The sequence below is a fragment of the Noviherbaspirillum saxi genome (assembly GCF_003591035.1).
Lineage (GTDB): Bacteria > Pseudomonadota > Gammaproteobacteria > Burkholderiales > Burkholderiaceae_D > Noviherbaspirillum > Noviherbaspirillum saxi.
The window spans coordinates 126,702-141,839 of record NZ_QYUO01000001.1 but is presented as its reverse complement, the minus strand read 5'-3'; the positions used below and the strand labels follow the sequence as shown (position 1 = coordinate 141,839).

Here is a 15,138-nt window from a genome sequence, read left to right as displayed (position 1 = left end):
CGAATGACCGGACTTCTTCACCGTGACGATTTGACCCGCACCCTGGCCGATGGTATCCGTGCGCTGGCCCTGCAACTCGATGATGCCCAGACCGGGCGGCTGCTGGATTATCTCGCTTTGCTAGCCAAGTGGAATGCCGTCTACAACCTCACCGCCGTGCGCGATCCGGCGCAGATGGTCACGCAGCATTTGCTCGATTCGCTGGCTGCGGTGCCGGCATTCGCACATGCCCAAAATGTGCTCGACGTCGGCGCCGGCGGCGGCTTGCCAGGCATCGTACTCGCGATTGCCCGGCCCGAACTGCGGGTCTCGATGATCGATACCGTGCACAAGAAGACCGCCTTCCTGACCCAGGTCAAGGGCGAGCTGGGCTTGCAGAATGTCAGCGTCTACACCGCCCGGGTCGAACAGTTGCAAGTCACGCAAGACTTCGATGTGATCACTTCACGCGCCTTTGCCGAACTGAAGGACTTCGTCACCTGGTCCGGCCATTTGCTGGCGCCGGGCGGACGCTTCATCGCTCTGAAAGGCGTGTTCCCGCACGAAGAAATCGCCCGCCTGCCCGCCGGCTGGAAAGTGGCGTCCACCGAGCCGCTGGTCGTGCCCGGCATGGAGGCCGAACGACATCTGATCTTCATTGAAAAGGAAGCGACGCCATGAACGCTGCCTTTCACGCCATCGGTATCACCGACGTCTGGCAAATGATTGCCGCCACCATGGTTTTCCTGATGTTGCCGGGGCCGGGCACGTTTTGCGTACTGACCAGCACCGGACAACGTGGCATGCGCAGCGGATATGTGTCGCTGATCGGTCTGATGGCCGGCGATGCCGTTCTGATGCTGCTGGCCGCCATCGGCGTCGCTGCGCTGCTGCAAGCCAATCCATTGGTATTCAAAGGCTTGCAGTATCTGGGTGCGGTATACCTTGCATGGCTCGGTTTCAAGCTGCTGACCGCAAAAGCGGGACAAGATGCCACCGTGGTGCCGTTCTCGAATGTGGCCGATTTCCGGCGTGGCTTCCTGGTCACCCTCATCAATCCGAAAGCCATCGTGTTTTACATGGCGTTCTTCCCTTTATTCATCGATCCGGCGACGCAGCAGGGCGCGACGACGTTTCTGGCAATGGGTGCGGTAATTTCATGCTGCACGCTGTTTTATGGCAGCCTGCTGGTGATCGCCGGCAATGCAGCCACCAAGCGATTGGCCGGTAACCGGCGTATCGCTGCATTCGCCTCCAGGGCAGCCGGCGTATTTCTGATTGGCTTCGGCATCAAACTAACAACCAACTAACAAGCAATGGCCAAAATATTCTGCGTCGCCAATCAGAAAGGCGGCGTCGGCAAAACCACTACCGCCGTCAATCTTGCAGCCGGACTTGCTCAACTCGATCAGCGCGTCTTGCTGGTCGATCTCGACCCTCAGGGCAACGCCACCATGGGTGCGGGGATCAACAAATCGGAACTCGAAACCTCGGTGTACGAAGTCTTGCTCGGCATGTCCGATGTGAAGACCGCGTGCAAGACTTCCGAATCCGGCAAATTCGACATCCTGCCCGCCAATCGCGAGCTGGCCGGCGCCGAAGTGGAAATGGTCGAGCTTGACCACCGCGAAACGCGGCTCAAGCAAGCGATCGCGGAAGTCAGCGCCGATTACGATTTCGTGCTGATCGATTGTCCGCCGGCGCTATCGATGCTGACGCTCAATGGCTTGTGCGCCGCGCATGGCGTGATCATTCCGATGCAATGCGAATACTATGCGCTGGAAGGGCTGTCCGACCTGGTCAACACGATCAAGAAAGTCCATGCCAAGCTCAACACCGATCTCAAGATCATCGGTTTGCTGCGCGTGATGTTCGATCCGCGCATGACGCTGTCGCAACAGGTATCGGCGCAGCTCGAACAGCATTTCGGCGACAAGGTATTCAAGACCATCATCCCGCGCAACGTCAGGCTGGCCGAAGCGCCATCCTACGGCATGCCCGGCGTCGTATTCGACCCGTCGTCGAAAGGCGCGCAGGCATATATCGCATTCGGCGCAGAAATGGTCGAACGCATCCATTCAATGTAAGGCAGATCATGGCTATCAAGAAATCCAAGGGACTCGGACGCGGGCTGGACGCGCTGCTCGGCGGCTCGTCCGACATGGCGGACGCGGTGCCGACCGTGCCCGGTGCACCTTCGACCTTGCATATCGCCCAGATGCAGGCCGGCAAATACCAGCCGCGCACCCGCATGGATGAAGGTGCGCTGAACGAACTTGCCGCCTCGATCAAGGCGCAGGGATTGATGCAGCCTATCCTGGTGCGGCCGGTCGCGCATGCCGGTCCGGACAAATACGAAATCATCGCTGGCGAACGGCGTTTTCGTGCGGCGCAGATCGCCGGACTGAGCGAAGTCCCGGTTCTGGTCAAGGATGTCGAGGACCAGGCCGCCGCCGCGATGGCGCTGATTGAAAACATCCAGCGCGAAGACCTCAACCCGCTGGAAGAAGCGCAGGGTATCCATCGGCTGATTTCCGACTTCGACTTTACGCACGAACAGGCGGCCAATGCGGTCGGCCGTTCGCGCAGCGCCGTCTCCAATCTATTGCGCTTGATGAACCTGGCCAAGCCGGTGCAAACCATGCTGATGGCCGGTGACATCGACATGGGTCATGCGCGCGCCTTGCTCGCCGTCGATTCCGCCACCCAGATTACGCTTGCCAACCAGATCGTCGCTAAACGGATGTCGGTGCGCGAAGCCGAAAAGCTGGTGATCCGCACGTCCAGCGAACAGGCTACCGCGAACAAGCCGCGCGCCAACAAGGAAAAGTCGCGCGACATCGCCCGCCTGGAAGAAGAATTGTCGGATATGCTGGCCACGCAAGTCGCGATCAAGCTCGGTGCAAAGAACAAGGGCCAGCTGATCATCGACTTTGCCAATCTGGATGCGCTGGACGATCTGATCGGCAAGCTGCGCGTAGAGAAACAAGCCGCCTGATCCATCCTGCGTTCATGACCCACACCATTCTGATCCTGCCAGGTTTATTCAATTCCGGCGAAGGACATTGGCAAACGCTATGGGAAGCGAAATTGCCGAACGCCCATCGCGTTCTTCAAAGCGACTGGGACAGCCCGGATCGCAGGGATTGGGTCGCGGCGCTCGATGCCGCGATTTCCGCGGCCGACGGTCCGGTCGTGCTTGCCGCGCACAGTCTGGGCTGCGCGCTGACCGCATGGTGGGCCAGCCAGCACCGCGATGCGGCCCATGCAGGCAAGGTGGCCGGCGCCTTGCTGGTCGCGCCGCCGGATGTGGAGCGCGCCGATTTTCCGGTTTTCGTCACCGGGTTTGCGCCGATGCCGCGCACCCCTTTGCCATTCCCCGCGATGGTGATCGCTTCCTCGGACGATCCCTGGTGCGCCTTGCGACGAGCACACGATTGGGCGACGGCCTGGCAGGCGAAGTTCCACGACATCGGTGCGCGCGGCCATATCAATGGGGACAGCGGCCTCGGCGATTGGCCGGAGGGCCGCGAGTGGCTTGGCCTGATTGCACGCAGCTGACAGACGCAAATGGAGATTCCAGTGAACGAACATGCCTATGTAGCGGAAACCCGGTTTGGTATCTGGTTTTTGGGGAGTCCAACCTGGGTCAAGTATGTGCTGGAAGTTGCGATTGCCGACCTCGCTCGCATGCTTGGGACTCGACGGGCGCCACGTTATGACGTAGTGCTCGACGTTGGATGCGGCCAGGGACAGTCTTTCCGGTTGCTCAAGCAACAGTTTTCTCCGCGCACACTGATCGGCATTGACGCTGACACGGAAATCCTCGACAAGGCCCGTATGCAGGCAACGCTCGACGGCGTCGATGTAAAGCTGATGCTCGGGAATAGTGCCTCCCTCGATCTGCCGGACAACAGCGTCGACGTTCTGTTCTGCCACCAGACATTTCATCATTTGGTCGAACAGCAGAAAGCCATCGCCGAGTTTTACCGCGTGCTGAAACCGGGCGGCGTGCTGCTGTTCGCCGAGTCCACCCGTGCATACATTCACTCCTGGATCATCCGTTTGTTGTTCCGCCATCCCATGGATGTGCAGAAGACTGCGGACGAATATCTTGCGCTCGTCCGCGCCACGGGTTTTCAGGTCAATCCCGAACAGATTTCCTATCCATACTTGTGGTGGAGCCGTAGCGATCTCGGTTTGTTGAACCGGCTCGGCATTCGCAAGACGCCGCCGCTTGGCAAGCGTGAAGAGACACTGATCAATCTGATCGCAATCAAGCCGCAATAAGGTCCGCAGCGCGCGTTGCGTTGCGAAGTCAGGCCAGCAGTGAAGTGGCATCGACCAGTACCACTTCCGGTAGCGCCATGCCGCTGCATACGGCGATGGCGAGATTTCGATATGCCAGCGTCAAGGAGTGCCATCCGGCGCCGGATGAATGTGGACCGCCATTGTCATCGACAAGCAAGGGGAGCGGTTGCCGCTTTTCGCTATTGGACCACAGCTTGATCAATGCTTCTTTCACGGTCCAGAAACGATAGAAAGCCGATACCCGGGCATGTGCTTCCTGTCCGTGTATCCACGCCGCCTCGTCGCCGCTGAATGCGGCATCCGCCAGTGCCGTGACGTCACGACTCTCATCAGTGACTTCGATATCGAGTCCGAGCGAGATCCCTGTGCCGGTGATGCAGGCGATCCAGTTGCGGCTATGCGAGATGCTGATTCCGGGATGAAGAACGCCGTCTGGCAGTGTCAGACCCGGCCCGGAGCCACGCCGATCGACTGTGGCGACGAGCTTGGGATGAATGCCTGTCACGCGGCTTACCGCATGCCGCAACAGTACACGTCCAATCAAGTATTGGCAGCGGCGCTCTGCACGAGTGAAGCTCGCATAACGCTGGCGTTCCTCCGAAGTCAGGCACTGCATTGCGCGCGTCAGCGCCTCATCTTGCATGAGGCTGGCATCCACCAGCCAGAGCGTTGCAGACGTTACGGCAGGCTCAGTGATCGGCGATTTTGACAAGCTCACCCTTGAGCATCAGGATGGTCGAGAAGCTGCCGGCGTGGCATTCGAACTCGGTTGTACTCGATACCGGCGTGCCGTTCTTGAAATAGCTGACGATGTTGATCACGGCATTGGCGCCGGAGTCCTTGGCATTCTTTTGAAGGGCGCGGAGGGCTTCGACGAAAGATGCCTGGCAGGATGGAAGGTCCGCCTTGTATTCGATACGTTCCTTGCCGGTCGCGTCCGCAATTCCGACTTTGGACAGCGTGGCAGGGTGGGCTTGGGTGCCAAAGTAAAGTTTGACCGAGCTGTCCAGTTTTCCCGCCGCACTTGGCGACTCCAGGGCCGCGGCGATTGGCACCATGTATTTGACATTGCGAGCCTGCGCGGGCAGCACGACAGCTGCAGTCGCTGCAGCGGCGATGACGGCGATCCATTTATTCATTTGTTGTTCTCCGTTGTTTGAAAAGCAAGGATGTTACAGCCCGGTGGGACCACCGACCGCTTGTTGGTAATTATTGATGGTGTATTCAGTCATCAGATCAACGATGCGAACCAGCATGTTCTTGTCGGTCGCACCCATCGTCCAGGCACCGCCCATTGCTGCGGCGCGCTGATAGAAAACGGGTTCGGCGATCGTTTTGCCGGTGGATTGATCGACATAGCGTATCTTCATCACGATCGCCGAACTGCCGGCCAATGCGCCGCCCCAGAAGCGCGCCGCACCGCCCACCAGCTTTGCGTCGGAACAGACCGGCTCGATGACCAGCTTGCGCTCGGCGACGCCCTTCGCCTTCCTGGTATTCCAGGTATTGATGGTCGCGCCCAGTTTCCTGTCCAGCGATGCCTGAATTTCATTCAACGCGACGTCGCCGCCATGCTGCTTGTCGCATGACTCGGTAGTGTTGATCGGCTTGAGGGTAAATGTGTTGTATCTGGAAAAAGCCATTTCCGGTGCCGGATTTACCGACGTGGTGGGCGTCTTCACCTGCGTGGCGCAACCTGCGAGCAATACGAGCGTAGCGGCGGTGGCGCTTGCAATCTTTTTATTGTGTTTCATCGATTAGACTTTCTTGAAGATGAGAGAAGTATTAATGCCCCCGAAAGCAAAATTGTTCGACATCACATATTCGCATTCCAGTTTTCGTCCTTCGCCCGCGATGTAATCGAGCTCCGCGCATTGCGGGTCGACGCGACGAAGATTAATGGTTGGCGCGAACCAGCCTTCGCGCATCATTTCAATGCTGGTCCATGCTTCCAATGCGCCGCAAGCACCCAGCGTGTGCCCGGTATAACTCTTTAACGAACTGATCGGCATCCGGCTGCCGAAGATGCTTGCCGTGGCCTGCGATTCCGCAATATCGCCATGCTGCGTGCCGGTGCCGTGTGCATTGACATACCCGATGGCCGACGCCGGCAGTCCTGCATCGGCGAGCGCCATTTCCATCGCGATCTTCATCGTATCGGGATTGGGTTGTGTCACATGACAACCATCGCTATTGGTGCCAAAGCCGACGATCTCGGCGTAAATCCGTGCACCGCGCGCCCGGGCATGTTCCAGGTCTTCCAGCACCAGCGTGCCGGCACCCTCGCCGATGACCAAGCCATCGCGGTCGGCATCGAAAGGACTGGGCGTGGTTTGCGGAGCGTCATTGCGCACGCTGGTGGCAAACAAGGTATCGAACACCGCTGCTTCGGTCGGACACAGTTCTTCGGAGCCGCCGGCAATCATCGCCCGCTGGCGTCCGCTGCGAATGGTTTCATAGGCATAGCCGATACCTTGGCTTCCCGATGTGCAGGCGCTTGATGTCGTGATTACCCGGCCCGTGACACCGAAGAACACACCTATGTTGACCGGCGCCGTATGCGCCATCATCTTGATATAGGTAGTCGCGTTGATGCCGCGCGTGGTTTTCTCGTCGATCATCTTGCCGAAGCCGCAAATCGCCTGTGTCGTTCCCGATGACGACCCGTATGAAATGCCAAGCTGGCCGCTCTTCAATAACGGGTCATCCAGCAGGCCGGCATCCTGCAAGGCAAGCTCTGTGGCACGGGTCGCCATCAGGGCAACCGCTCCCATGCTGCGCGTTGTCTTGCGATTGAACCGATCCGACAATTCATACGGTGCCGCTGGCGCGGCAACCTGCGTGTTCAAGCCATCGTATTGCGACCATTGCTCCATGCGCCTGACTGCGTTGCGGTAGGTCCCCAGTGCGGCACGTATACTGGTCCAGTCGTTTCCGATCGGACTGATGCCCGCAATGCCGGTCACTGCGACGCGACGATTCATGCCAATCCTCCATTTACCGAAATGACTTGTCGTGTCACATAAGCGGCATCTTCGCCCATCAGGAAGCTGACTGCGGCGGCAACTTCCTCGGGCTTGCCGACACGGCGTGCAGGAATCATTTTCAGCGCTTCCTCCATCGGCACCTCGTTGATCATGTCGGTTTCGATCAGGCCTGGAGCGACACAATTGACCGTGATATTGCGCGATGCCAGTTCCAGCGCCAGCGCCTTGGTGGCGCCGATAATGCCGGCTTTTGCGGCGCTGTAGTTGACCTGGCCCCGATTGCCGATCAGGCCGGATACAGAAGCCAGGGTCACGATGCGGCCCGGCTGGCGGCGGCGTACCATCGGCATGACCAATGGTTGCAATACGTTATAAAACCCATCCAGGTTGGTTTTGAGTACCAGATCCCAATCTTCTCCCGGCATGGCAGGAAACGCATTATCACGCGCGATACCCGCGTTGCAGACTATGCCGTAATAGCATCCGTGCTGTTCGACATCGGCCAGCAGCGCCGCTTCAGTGGAGGCGCGATTGCTGATATCAAACTGCAGAACCCGCGCCTGCCGTCCCGATGCCGCGATCGATTCAGCGACCGCTTCGGCGTCGCCGCGACGGTTGAGACAATGCAGCACAACATCGAACCCGTCGCGCGCCAGACGCAGCGCAATCGCCTTGCCGATCCCGCGGCTGGATCCGGTCACTAATACACTCTTGTTCACTCCATGCCTCCAGTAAGGAATTTATCGACATCCGCCGGCGAAAAAACCGAGACCGAGGCGGTTGCCGCGATGCCATCTTGGTCGTCGATGCGACACTCGAACGAACCGAGTCCGTTTTCCGCCATCAGCAGGCAGGCCACATGCACACGCAGTTTGCTGCCGACTGTAAAGACGGAACGCTCGCACTGATAGCGGCGCGAGCCGAGGAGAAAACCGATCTTTACCGGCTCGCCGCGCAGACGCGCCGTGTGGCCGGCATGCGCGGCGATTGCCTGCGCCATGTATTCGATACCGACCCAACCCCCGACGCCGGATGTTCCGCAAAACAGGCTATCGGGACGGATCTCGACTTCCGCGCACAACGTGTCGGTATCAACGGACACCACGCGATCCAGCAATACCATTGCTCCGCTGTGCGGCACCAGTGAGCGAATATCCGGCATGTCCATGCTATTCCCGTCCAAATACCAGTGCGGCATTCGCTCCGCCGAACGCAAACGAATTGCTCAGACACCACCGCACCGGGCGCCCGAGGCTGGCGCCGGATATTGCCAGATTGAGCCGCGGGATCGCCGGATCTCTTGCGCCATCCCACAGATGAGGCGGCAGGCTGCCGCCGGGATTATCGTCCTGCATGGTCAACCAGCACAGCGCGGCCTCGATGGCACCCGCCGCGCCGAGTGCATGTCCGGTAAACGGCTTGGTCGAACTGACCGCAACGGCGTCGCCGAACAAGCGGCTCACTGCGTGCGATTCCATGGCGTCGTTTTGGACGGTCGCCGTGCCGTGCAGGTTGATGTAATCGATTTCCGACGGTGCGATGCCGGCACGCGCGAGCGCCTTCTCAATCGCGAGCGATGCACCTTGTCCGGACGGTTCCGGCGCCGACATATGATGGGCATCCGACGATTCTCCCCATCCCCGCAACGAGACCGGGCCCGGCTCGCGGGTCATCAGAAATAACGCCGCGCCTTCACCGATATTGATGCCGTCGCGATTGGCGCTCAGCGGATTGCAGCGCGTGCTGCTTACCGACTCCAGTGCCGCAAACCCCGCCACTGTGAATGCACAGAGCGAATCGATGCCTCCGCATAGCACGGCGTCACAAATTCCCATGTTGAGCAGGCGCGCGGCACTTGCCATTGCCTTGGCACTCGACGCACAGGCCGTTGAATGCACATACGTCGGACCGCTGATGCCCAGCACTGCGGCCAGCATGGATGCGGGCGATGCGAGCTCCTGCTGGCTGTAGTGAAAGGATGATGGCAGCGCCTTGCACGCATGATACTCACGCAAGGCAGCTTCACTTTCTGCGATGCCGGAAGTACTGGTGCCGATCACGATGCCAATACGGTTCGCACCATAGCGGTCGATTGCAACGTCGATGTCACTGCGAATCTGCGCGAGCGCAGCCAGGGCGAGCCGGTTGTTGCGACTTTGCTCCGCCAGCGGAAGATGGTCGATTGAAGGCAGAACGTCATCCACGCAGCCAAGCGGAAGCATGCGCCCGGGCGAATAGCGTTCCGTCATCGCTATGCCGCTTTCGGGCTGCTGCAAAACGCGACGTTTGACTTCGGCCGGCGAATTGCCGGCTGCGCAAAGAATGCCTAGATGGTTAAGGTAGATCATGTCACTGACCGTTCGGAACCGACTGGATAGTCAGTCGATAGTGATAACGCAGATTGGACAGCAAAACTTTCCCGCTCCAGCGCGGTTCAGCGCTGTACTCGATAATTGCCACCGGCGTGTCGCCCGACCACAAGGTGCGTCGCCTGCCATGATCTTCGATGCGCCAGCCGGGCGGCAGGGCCGCACGAATGCTGTCCGCCGGCCAATAAGTCAACTGAATATCTTCCAATACGTCTTCGCCGCGCACCGGCGCGGGCAATAGTGCATGACGCCAGGTTTTCAGTACCTTGCCGTCATAGTTCAGGCTCATTACACGCTGGCCCATTGCCAGGCCGATCAGTCCGACATGGTCTTCATCGATTTCAAGGGCGGCATCCAGATGGTCGGTGCGGCCTTCGCGCTCGACGCTCAGATGCTGCTGCAAGCTGATTGACGCCCCCAAGGCGGCAGGCGGAAGCCTCAGACCCAGCCGTGCCGCTTGCTGCTGTGTCGGTGCGGTACATGCCGCGAGCAGCATGGCGGTGCCGGTACAAAAGAGAGAATGCAAGAGTTTCATATACCTATCTCGCCAAGTGGAGCAGTTTGCTCCTGAGGTGCGTGTGCGCTGCGAAAGCACGGCACGATCAGCCATACCAGTGTCGTGCCCAGCAACATCGTCAAACCGAAAGCCTGCAACGCTGGCGTTTTGCTCAAGCCTAGCAATCCGAACGACAGCAGGGTGCTGACGGCGGACAAGGTCACCGCCATCCAGGCCGATGCTTCACGCCGCTCCGGTCGCTCCTGGAAAAAAACGCCATAGTCGACACCGATACCGAGCAGCAGCATCAGCGCCAGTACATGGAACAGTTGCAGCGGTTGTCCGCTCAGGCCGAGTATGGCGATCGTAGCGGCGCTGGCGACAGCTGTCGGCGCCAGGACGCGCCAGGCTTCGCCGCGGTAACGCAGCGACAACAGGCAAAGTACGCCGACATACGACAGCAGCAATGCCCAGCCCATGTACTGCCGGTAGCGCCCAAGCACGGATGAAATTTCGGAAACCTTGTCGACCCATTGCACACCCTCCATGCCATCGGCGGCCTGCTTCAACGCGGGCAGGGTAGAGAGGCTGAGCCCCCGAACCGATACGATGCTGGCAAAGGTGCCATTTGTGCTACCCAGCCACAGGTGGCGCCAAGGTTCGCTTGCCGGTGATTGCAGAAACGCTTCTGCGTTCAGCAAAGGGGGCGTCGCGGAACGATTGCGGATGTCTGCGTTCCATGCAGCGTCTTCATCCAGCCGCGTCGCGAGCATCGGCAACGCGCCGTCCTTGGACATTAGCTTTTCCTCGATCAGTTTGCGATGTGCAGTTTGCGTCTGGTGAGAAGGAACCCAATTGGACATTGCCTGGTAACCGGTGATCGATCCGGCGGCAATCAGCGGGTCGAGCCTTTTCTTTAGTGCTTCTTCCCGTTGCAAGACCATCTCTTCGTTTGCACCACGCACCAGAAAAAACTGCACCGGGGTTGCCGCATCCAGTAATTTGCCGATGCGGATCTGTTCGCTGACCAGGTCTTTCGGTGGATTCTGGAGAGACCGGATATCGTCATTGACATCCAGTTTCGACCAGCCGAGAGCGATGACAAGCAGGATGGCCAGCACGGCCAGACCCGACAACAGGTTTTTCCCGAGCGCCGGCCAGCGTGCAAGTACGGTAGCGTAGAAGCCGGCGAGCCGCACGTTTTTCAGTGTGTTCGGTCCGACCAGTAGCGGATACCAGCAGACGACGGTCAGCCACGCGAACAGCAAGCCGCTGATCGAAAACACCGCCATCTGGCGCAAACCCGGGAATGGCGTCAGGGCCAGACCGAGATAGCCGACGGCGGCAGCCAGCAGGGTCAGTATCAGGCTGGGCAGCAGGCGGCGCAGCAGCTGCGATGAGCCGAGGCTTGCATCCGCGCCGAGCCGGTTGCAGAGAAAGTAGATGCCGTAATCTTGCGCGACACCGATCAGCGTCGCGCCGAACACCAGCGTCAGGAGATGCACGCGTTCGAACAGCAGCAGGCACACCGAGAGGGCACCGAGGCAACCGACACCAAGCAGGATCAGGATGTAGCCGACCGGCTTGAGCGACCGAAACGATAGCCACATCAACAGCACGATGCCGATCATCGAACCGATACCGATGGTCGACACTTCGCTGCCAGCCTGGGTTCCGGCCGCTGCCGCATGCAAGACGACGCCGGCGGACAGCACCTCCGCATCGGGCACGGCACTGCGCGCCGCCTGCCGGGCCTGCGCCAGCAATGGCGTTACGCTTTCCTGGGCATTCATTGCAAAGGCCGGCACGCGCAAGGTCATCGGCATCACGATGTATTGACGTTCGCCGCCGGCAACAAACAGCCGTCCGTCACGCGGACGCACCGGCGTTTCCTGCGCGCGTTCCTGCACCCAGTTGCCGAACAGGCCGAACGGATCATCCTGCCATGCACCCAGCTTTGGGCCTGCAAACGGACTGTAGAGTTTTGCCAGTGCGGATTCGACCCAATACGATTGCGGCTGGTCGCGCAAGGCATCCGCATCGCGCGCAGTGATCAGATTTGCCCGGTGCTTCTGGAACAGCGACAGCCAATCCTGCTGGGTCTTTTCAGCGAGATTGTCGGCTACGGTAATCAAATCCTTGCGCGATGCAATCACTGCCTGATAGGCATCGGCTGCATGCTTTGCGCTTTCCCAATCGGTTGCGCCAACCAGTACGATGACTTTTTGCTGGGCCGAGTCGACCATGTGGGTGAACGCCTGCTGCAGCACCGGGTCGCGCTCCTGTGCAGGCAGCAGCGCCAGAATGTCGGTATCCGGCACAATGCGTTTGTCCATCCACAAGTAGGCGGTATGGGCAAGCAGCAAGGCAACGACCGCAGCCCACAGCAGGGCGAACAGATGGCGCGTTTTCAAAACTGGGCCGCCTCTTCCGGAAGCATTGCGGCATCGCCGGTTTGCATCGCTGAAAATGCAATACTGGTCCGGTCCCCATTGGCTTCATGCAGCACGATGTTTTTGACATACGGGCCGCCATCCAGCGACACCGCGCTGATCACTTTGGCCAGACCGGGGTCGCGCGCTTTCAGGGCTACATTCCATTGATTGCCCTCGACACTGCCATCTCCTTCGAACAGGGTTTCAAGCTGACCGAGGTCGCCTGCCAGCAGCGAAAAAAGGACGTTGTTGATCATTCGTACCACCGGTTCCTGCTTGGCATCGAGCCGCATCGCGACACGGTCGCCCTGCATGTGGACGATCTCGTCACGCGTCAGGCGCAAGGTATTGGGGAATGGCTGCAAGGTGCGCCACAGGACGCCTTTGCCGGCTGCCACGCAAAAGCGGCCGTTGGAAAGCAAAGGCTTCTTCATGCCGGCCAAGTGCTTGGTCTGATCGAAACGGCCGCACAGCATCTTGGGTTTGGCCAGCACCGCCTGGATTTTGGCGACCGGTATCGCCGCATGGGAGGAATACAGCGGCATCATTGCCAGAGCAATGCAGCAGGCGAGCAGTCGGTGTTTCATGTCGGTGATACCCCAAGTTTCTCAAACAATACTGGCGGCGAGACAAAGCACATTTCGCCGGTAGCCAAATCGACCGCCACCTGCGTCGTCGTTGCGCGCGTCAGACGCTTGCCGGTTGCGCCATCGGTGATCAGGTAATCGATCTTCAAACGGTTTTCCCATTCGATGATGGATGCACGCAGCTTGATGCGCTGACCAAAGACCGCCGATCTGACATAGCGCAGATGCATGTCGATGATCGGCCACAGGTAGCCGGACTCCTTCATCTGTACATAGTTGTAGCCGATCTTTTCGAGTAGCGCACAGCGTGCCATCTCAAGGTATTTGACGTAGTTGCCGTGCCAGACGATCTGCATTGGATCCAGGTCATAGAACTGCACCTGCAATTCAATCTCTTCCGACCATGGCGATGCCGGCTTACTCATACAGCTTCCAGGTACGCGCACGCATGCGATCGAGCAAGACGCGCAGCTCCGGATCCAGGCGGCGATCTTCTTCAATCAGGCTCACGTCCGCATTGAGTGCCTCGGCCATTGCCAGCAGGGAGGCTTCCGGCGCGACGGCAGGGGCAAGACGCCGGCGTAGCGCCACTCCCTGATGAACCGAGATCAGCAAGGCTGCGGCTACCTGTTCCGTGAGTTCCAGCACGCGCAGACAATCCCGGGCGGCGATGGTGCCCATGCTGACCTTGTCCTGGTTATGGCATTCCGTCGAACGCGAGAACACCGATGCGGGCATGGTTTGCTTGAGCGCTTCGGCAGTCCATGCCGATGAACTGATCTGCAGCGCTTTCAGGCCATGGCTGATCGCTGCGCGCGGCCCTTGCATGCCCGACAGGTTGGATGGCAGGCCGTTGCTGTACCTGCTATCGACCAGCAACGCCATCTGGCGATCCATCAAGTCGGCGAGATTGGCGACGGCATTCTTCATTCCGTCCATGGCGAAAGCGATATGGCCGCCGTAGAAATGACCGCCATGCAGCACCCGTTCGCCATCCGGGTCGATGATCGGGTTGTCATTGGCACTGTTAAGCTCGTTCTCGATCGACTCGCGCAGCCAGGGCAGGGCATCGGCCAATACGCCAATCACGTGCGGCGCGCAGCGGATCGAATATCGGTCTTGCAAGCGCTTGCCGTTGCGCGGCGGCGGATTGCGTAACAGATCGCTACGCAGCCACGCGGCGACGCGCTGCTGCCCCCTGTGGGGTTTGACCGAAAACAGGGTTTCGTCAAAATGATGCGCATTGCCATCGAGCGCAAACGATGCCATCGCCGTGATGCGTGTGCATAGCCGGGTCAGGTATTCGGCACGTGTAAAAGCCATGCAGGCAAGCGCCGTCATGACCGCAGTCCCATTCATGATCGCCAGGCCTTCCTTTGGACGCAGGCGCAGCGGTGCGATGCCGGCCTCGGCCAATGCCTGCGCGGCGGGCACCCGGGTTCCTGCGCGCCACACTTCGCGTTCGCCGCAAAGTACCGCGGCCAGATAGGACAGCGGTGTAAGGTCGCCGCTGGCGCCGACCGAGCCTTCCGAGGGAATCAATGGAAGCAGCCCTTTGTCGAGCAGGCGCACGATCTGTTCGAGCAGATCGACGCTGACGCCGGAATAGCCCTTGCTCAGGGATGCCAGTCGGGCGGCGAGGATTGCGCGTGTCTGTGCCGGCGAAAAATACTCACCGAGGCCACAGCCATGATAGGTGTAAAGCCGATGCGGCAATTCGGCCACCAGGTCCGCCGGTACGCTGACCGTGCACGAGTCTCCGTAGCCGGTCGTGACGCCATAGATGGTGCCGTCTTCTTTCAGCAGCCGGTCGAGAAAGTCGGCGCCACGGGAAATGGTTGCGCGAAACTCGGGCGCCTGCGACAAGGTAACGGAAGCGCTGCCTTCGGCGATGGCAACGATATCTTCAATGCTCAGACGGCCCTGATCGAAGCAGACGGCTCGGCTTATTGTTTTTAAGTCAGCGGGATGCAT

Annotated in this window: 18 protein-coding genes; 6 read left to right on the top strand and 12 right to left on the bottom strand. The window is 59.7% G+C overall.

Annotation, left to right across the window (positions count from 1 at the left end; genetic code table 11):
* Nucleotides 1-3 precede the first annotated feature (3 nt).
* From rsmG to D3871_RS00755, 6 genes are read left to right on the top strand one after another with little or no spacing between them, the layout of a single operon-like run.
* Complete coding sequence (gene rsmG / locus D3871_RS00780; protein ID WP_119767179.1) at nt 4-660, top strand: 16S rRNA (guanine(527)-N(7))-methyltransferase RsmG; 657 nt, start codon at nt 4-6, stop codon at nt 658-660.
* A complete protein-coding gene (gene leuE / locus D3871_RS00775; protein ID WP_119767178.1) occupies nt 657-1,289 on the top strand; it encodes a leucine efflux protein LeuE in 633 nt (210 codons plus the stop codon). The genes rsmG and leuE overlap by 4 nt, the downstream gene beginning before the upstream one ends.
* Nucleotides 1,290-1,295: 6 nt before the next feature.
* Entirely contained in the window at nt 1,296-2,066 is a 771-nt protein-coding gene (locus tag D3871_RS00770; RefSeq protein ID WP_119767177.1) for a ParA family protein, read from the top strand.
* Nucleotides 2,067-2,074: 8 nt separating this feature from the next.
* Nucleotides 2,075-2,977 carry a ParB/RepB/Spo0J family partition protein gene (locus D3871_RS00765; protein ID WP_119767176.1) on the top strand — a complete coding sequence of 301 codons (903 nt, stop codon included), beginning with the start codon at nt 2,075-2,077 and terminating at the stop codon, nt 2,975-2,977.
* A 14-nt stretch (nt 2,978-2,991) separates the two neighbouring features.
* Entirely contained in the window at nt 2,992-3,540 is a 549-nt protein-coding gene (locus D3871_RS00760) for an RBBP9/YdeN family alpha/beta hydrolase (protein WP_119767175.1), read from the top strand.
* A 9-nt stretch (nt 3,541-3,549) separates the two neighbouring features.
* Complete coding sequence (locus D3871_RS00755; RefSeq protein WP_119767174.1) at nt 3,550-4,269, top strand: class I SAM-dependent methyltransferase; 720 nt, start codon at nt 3,550-3,552, stop codon at nt 4,267-4,269.
* A 28-nt stretch (nt 4,270-4,297) separates the two neighbouring features.
* On the opposite strand, the gene D3871_RS00750 is transcribed toward D3871_RS00755, so the two are convergent.
* Genes D3871_RS00750 through D3871_RS00695 form a run of 12 tightly spaced genes read right to left on the bottom strand, consistent with a single transcriptional unit; the run spans nt 4,298 to nt 15,138 of the window.
* A complete protein-coding gene (locus D3871_RS00750; RefSeq protein WP_147376727.1) occupies nt 4,298-5,002 on the bottom strand; it encodes a 4'-phosphopantetheinyl transferase family protein in 705 nt (234 codons plus the stop codon).
* Nucleotides 4,980-5,429 carry an excinuclease ATPase subunit gene (locus D3871_RS00745; RefSeq protein WP_119767172.1) on the bottom strand — a complete coding sequence of 150 codons (450 nt, stop codon included), beginning with the start codon at nt 5,427-5,429 and terminating at the stop codon, nt 4,980-4,982. The genes D3871_RS00750 and D3871_RS00745 overlap by 23 nt, the downstream gene beginning before the upstream one ends.
* A 33-nt stretch (nt 5,430-5,462) precedes the next feature.
* Nucleotides 5,463-6,044 (bottom strand): hypothetical protein, encoded by a 582-nt coding sequence (locus tag D3871_RS00740; protein ID WP_119767171.1) that lies wholly within the window; start codon nt 6,042-6,044, stop codon nt 5,463-5,465.
* A 3-nt stretch (nt 6,045-6,047) separates the two neighbouring features.
* On the bottom strand, nt 6,048-7,274 hold the full coding sequence (locus D3871_RS00735) for a beta-ketoacyl-ACP synthase (RefSeq protein ID WP_119767170.1): 1,227 nt from the start codon (nt 7,272-7,274) through the stop codon (nt 6,048-6,050).
* Nucleotides 7,271-7,996: a 3-oxoacyl-ACP reductase FabG gene (gene fabG, locus D3871_RS00730; RefSeq protein WP_119767169.1), complete on the bottom strand. Its 726-nt coding sequence runs from the start codon at nt 7,994-7,996 to the stop codon at nt 7,271-7,273. Before fabG ends, D3871_RS00735 begins: the two co-directional genes overlap by 4 nt.
* On the bottom strand, nt 7,993-8,445 hold the full coding sequence (locus tag D3871_RS00725; RefSeq protein WP_119767168.1) for a hotdog family protein: 453 nt from the start codon (nt 8,443-8,445) through the stop codon (nt 7,993-7,995). Before D3871_RS00725 ends, fabG begins: the two co-directional genes overlap by 4 nt.
* A gap of 1 nt (nt 8,446) precedes the next feature.
* The gene (locus D3871_RS00720; protein ID WP_119767167.1) at nt 8,447-9,625 is read right to left on the bottom strand and encodes a beta-ketoacyl-ACP synthase; all 1,179 of its coding nucleotides are present in this window, start codon (nt 9,623-9,625) and stop codon (nt 8,447-8,449) included.
* Nucleotide 9,626: 1 nt separating this feature from the next.
* Nucleotides 9,627-10,181: a DUF3261 domain-containing protein gene (locus tag D3871_RS00715; protein ID WP_119767166.1), complete on the bottom strand. Its 555-nt coding sequence runs from the start codon at nt 10,179-10,181 to the stop codon at nt 9,627-9,629.
* Nucleotides 10,178-12,556: an MMPL family transporter gene (locus D3871_RS00710; RefSeq protein ID WP_119767165.1), complete on the bottom strand. Its 2,379-nt coding sequence runs from the start codon at nt 12,554-12,556 to the stop codon at nt 10,178-10,180. The genes D3871_RS00715 and D3871_RS00710 overlap by 4 nt, the downstream gene beginning before the upstream one ends.
* Nucleotides 12,553-13,164 (bottom strand): outer membrane lipoprotein carrier protein LolA, encoded by a 612-nt coding sequence (locus tag D3871_RS00705; RefSeq protein ID WP_119767164.1) that lies wholly within the window; start codon nt 13,162-13,164, stop codon nt 12,553-12,555. Before D3871_RS00705 ends, D3871_RS00710 begins: the two co-directional genes overlap by 4 nt.
* Nucleotides 13,161-13,589: an acyl-CoA thioesterase gene (locus D3871_RS00700; protein ID WP_119767163.1), complete on the bottom strand. Its 429-nt coding sequence runs from the start codon at nt 13,587-13,589 to the stop codon at nt 13,161-13,163. Before D3871_RS00700 ends, D3871_RS00705 begins: the two co-directional genes overlap by 4 nt.
* Nucleotides 13,582-15,138, bottom strand: coding sequence for an HAL/PAL/TAL family ammonia-lyase (locus tag D3871_RS00695; RefSeq protein WP_119767162.1), 1,557 nt, complete (start codon nt 15,136-15,138; stop codon nt 13,582-13,584). The genes D3871_RS00700 and D3871_RS00695 overlap by 8 nt, the downstream gene beginning before the upstream one ends.

What these genes read in the sequence shown, in the direction of transcription:
- rsmG (WP_119767179.1), top strand. Translation starts at nt 4, where the DNA reads ATGACCGGACTTCTTCACCGTGACGATTTGACCCGCACCCTGGCCGAT.
- leuE (WP_119767178.1), top strand. Translation starts at nt 657, where the DNA reads ATGAACGCTGCCTTTCACGCCATCGGTATCACCGACGTCTGGCAAATG.
- D3871_RS00770 (WP_119767177.1), top strand. Translation starts at nt 1,296, where the DNA reads ATGGCCAAAATATTCTGCGTCGCCAATCAGAAAGGCGGCGTCGGCAAA.
- D3871_RS00765 (WP_119767176.1), top strand. Translation starts at nt 2,075, where the DNA reads ATGGCTATCAAGAAATCCAAGGGACTCGGACGCGGGCTGGACGCGCTG.
- D3871_RS00760 (WP_119767175.1), top strand. Translation starts at nt 2,992, where the DNA reads ATGACCCACACCATTCTGATCCTGCCAGGTTTATTCAATTCCGGCGAA.
- D3871_RS00755 (WP_119767174.1), top strand. Translation starts at nt 3,550, where the DNA reads ATGGAGATTCCAGTGAACGAACATGCCTATGTAGCGGAAACCCGGTTT.
- D3871_RS00745 (WP_119767172.1), bottom strand. Translation starts at nt 5,429, where the DNA reads ATGAATAAATGGATCGCCGTCATCGCCGCTGCAGCGACTGCAGCTGTC.
- D3871_RS00740 (WP_119767171.1), bottom strand. Translation starts at nt 6,044, where the DNA reads ATGAAACACAATAAAAAGATTGCAAGCGCCACCGCCGCTACGCTCGTA.
- D3871_RS00735 (WP_119767170.1), bottom strand. Translation starts at nt 7,274, where the DNA reads ATGAATCGTCGCGTCGCAGTGACCGGCATTGCGGGCATCAGTCCGATC.
- D3871_RS00725 (WP_119767168.1), bottom strand. Translation starts at nt 8,445, where the DNA reads ATGGACATGCCGGATATTCGCTCACTGGTGCCGCACAGCGGAGCAATG.
- D3871_RS00720 (WP_119767167.1), bottom strand. Translation starts at nt 9,625, where the DNA reads ATGATCTACCTTAACCATCTAGGCATTCTTTGCGCAGCCGGCAATTCG.
- D3871_RS00715 (WP_119767166.1), bottom strand. Translation starts at nt 10,181, where the DNA reads ATGAAACTCTTGCATTCTCTCTTTTGTACCGGCACCGCCATGCTGCTC.
- D3871_RS00705 (WP_119767164.1), bottom strand. Translation starts at nt 13,164, where the DNA reads ATGAAACACCGACTGCTCGCCTGCTGCATTGCTCTGGCAATGATGCCG.
- D3871_RS00700 (WP_119767163.1), bottom strand. Translation starts at nt 13,589, where the DNA reads ATGAGTAAGCCGGCATCGCCATGGTCGGAAGAGATTGAATTGCAGGTG.
- D3871_RS00695 (WP_119767162.1), bottom strand. Translation starts at nt 15,138, where the DNA reads ATGCATCCCGCTGACTTAAAAACAATAAGCCGAGCCGTCTGCTTCGAT.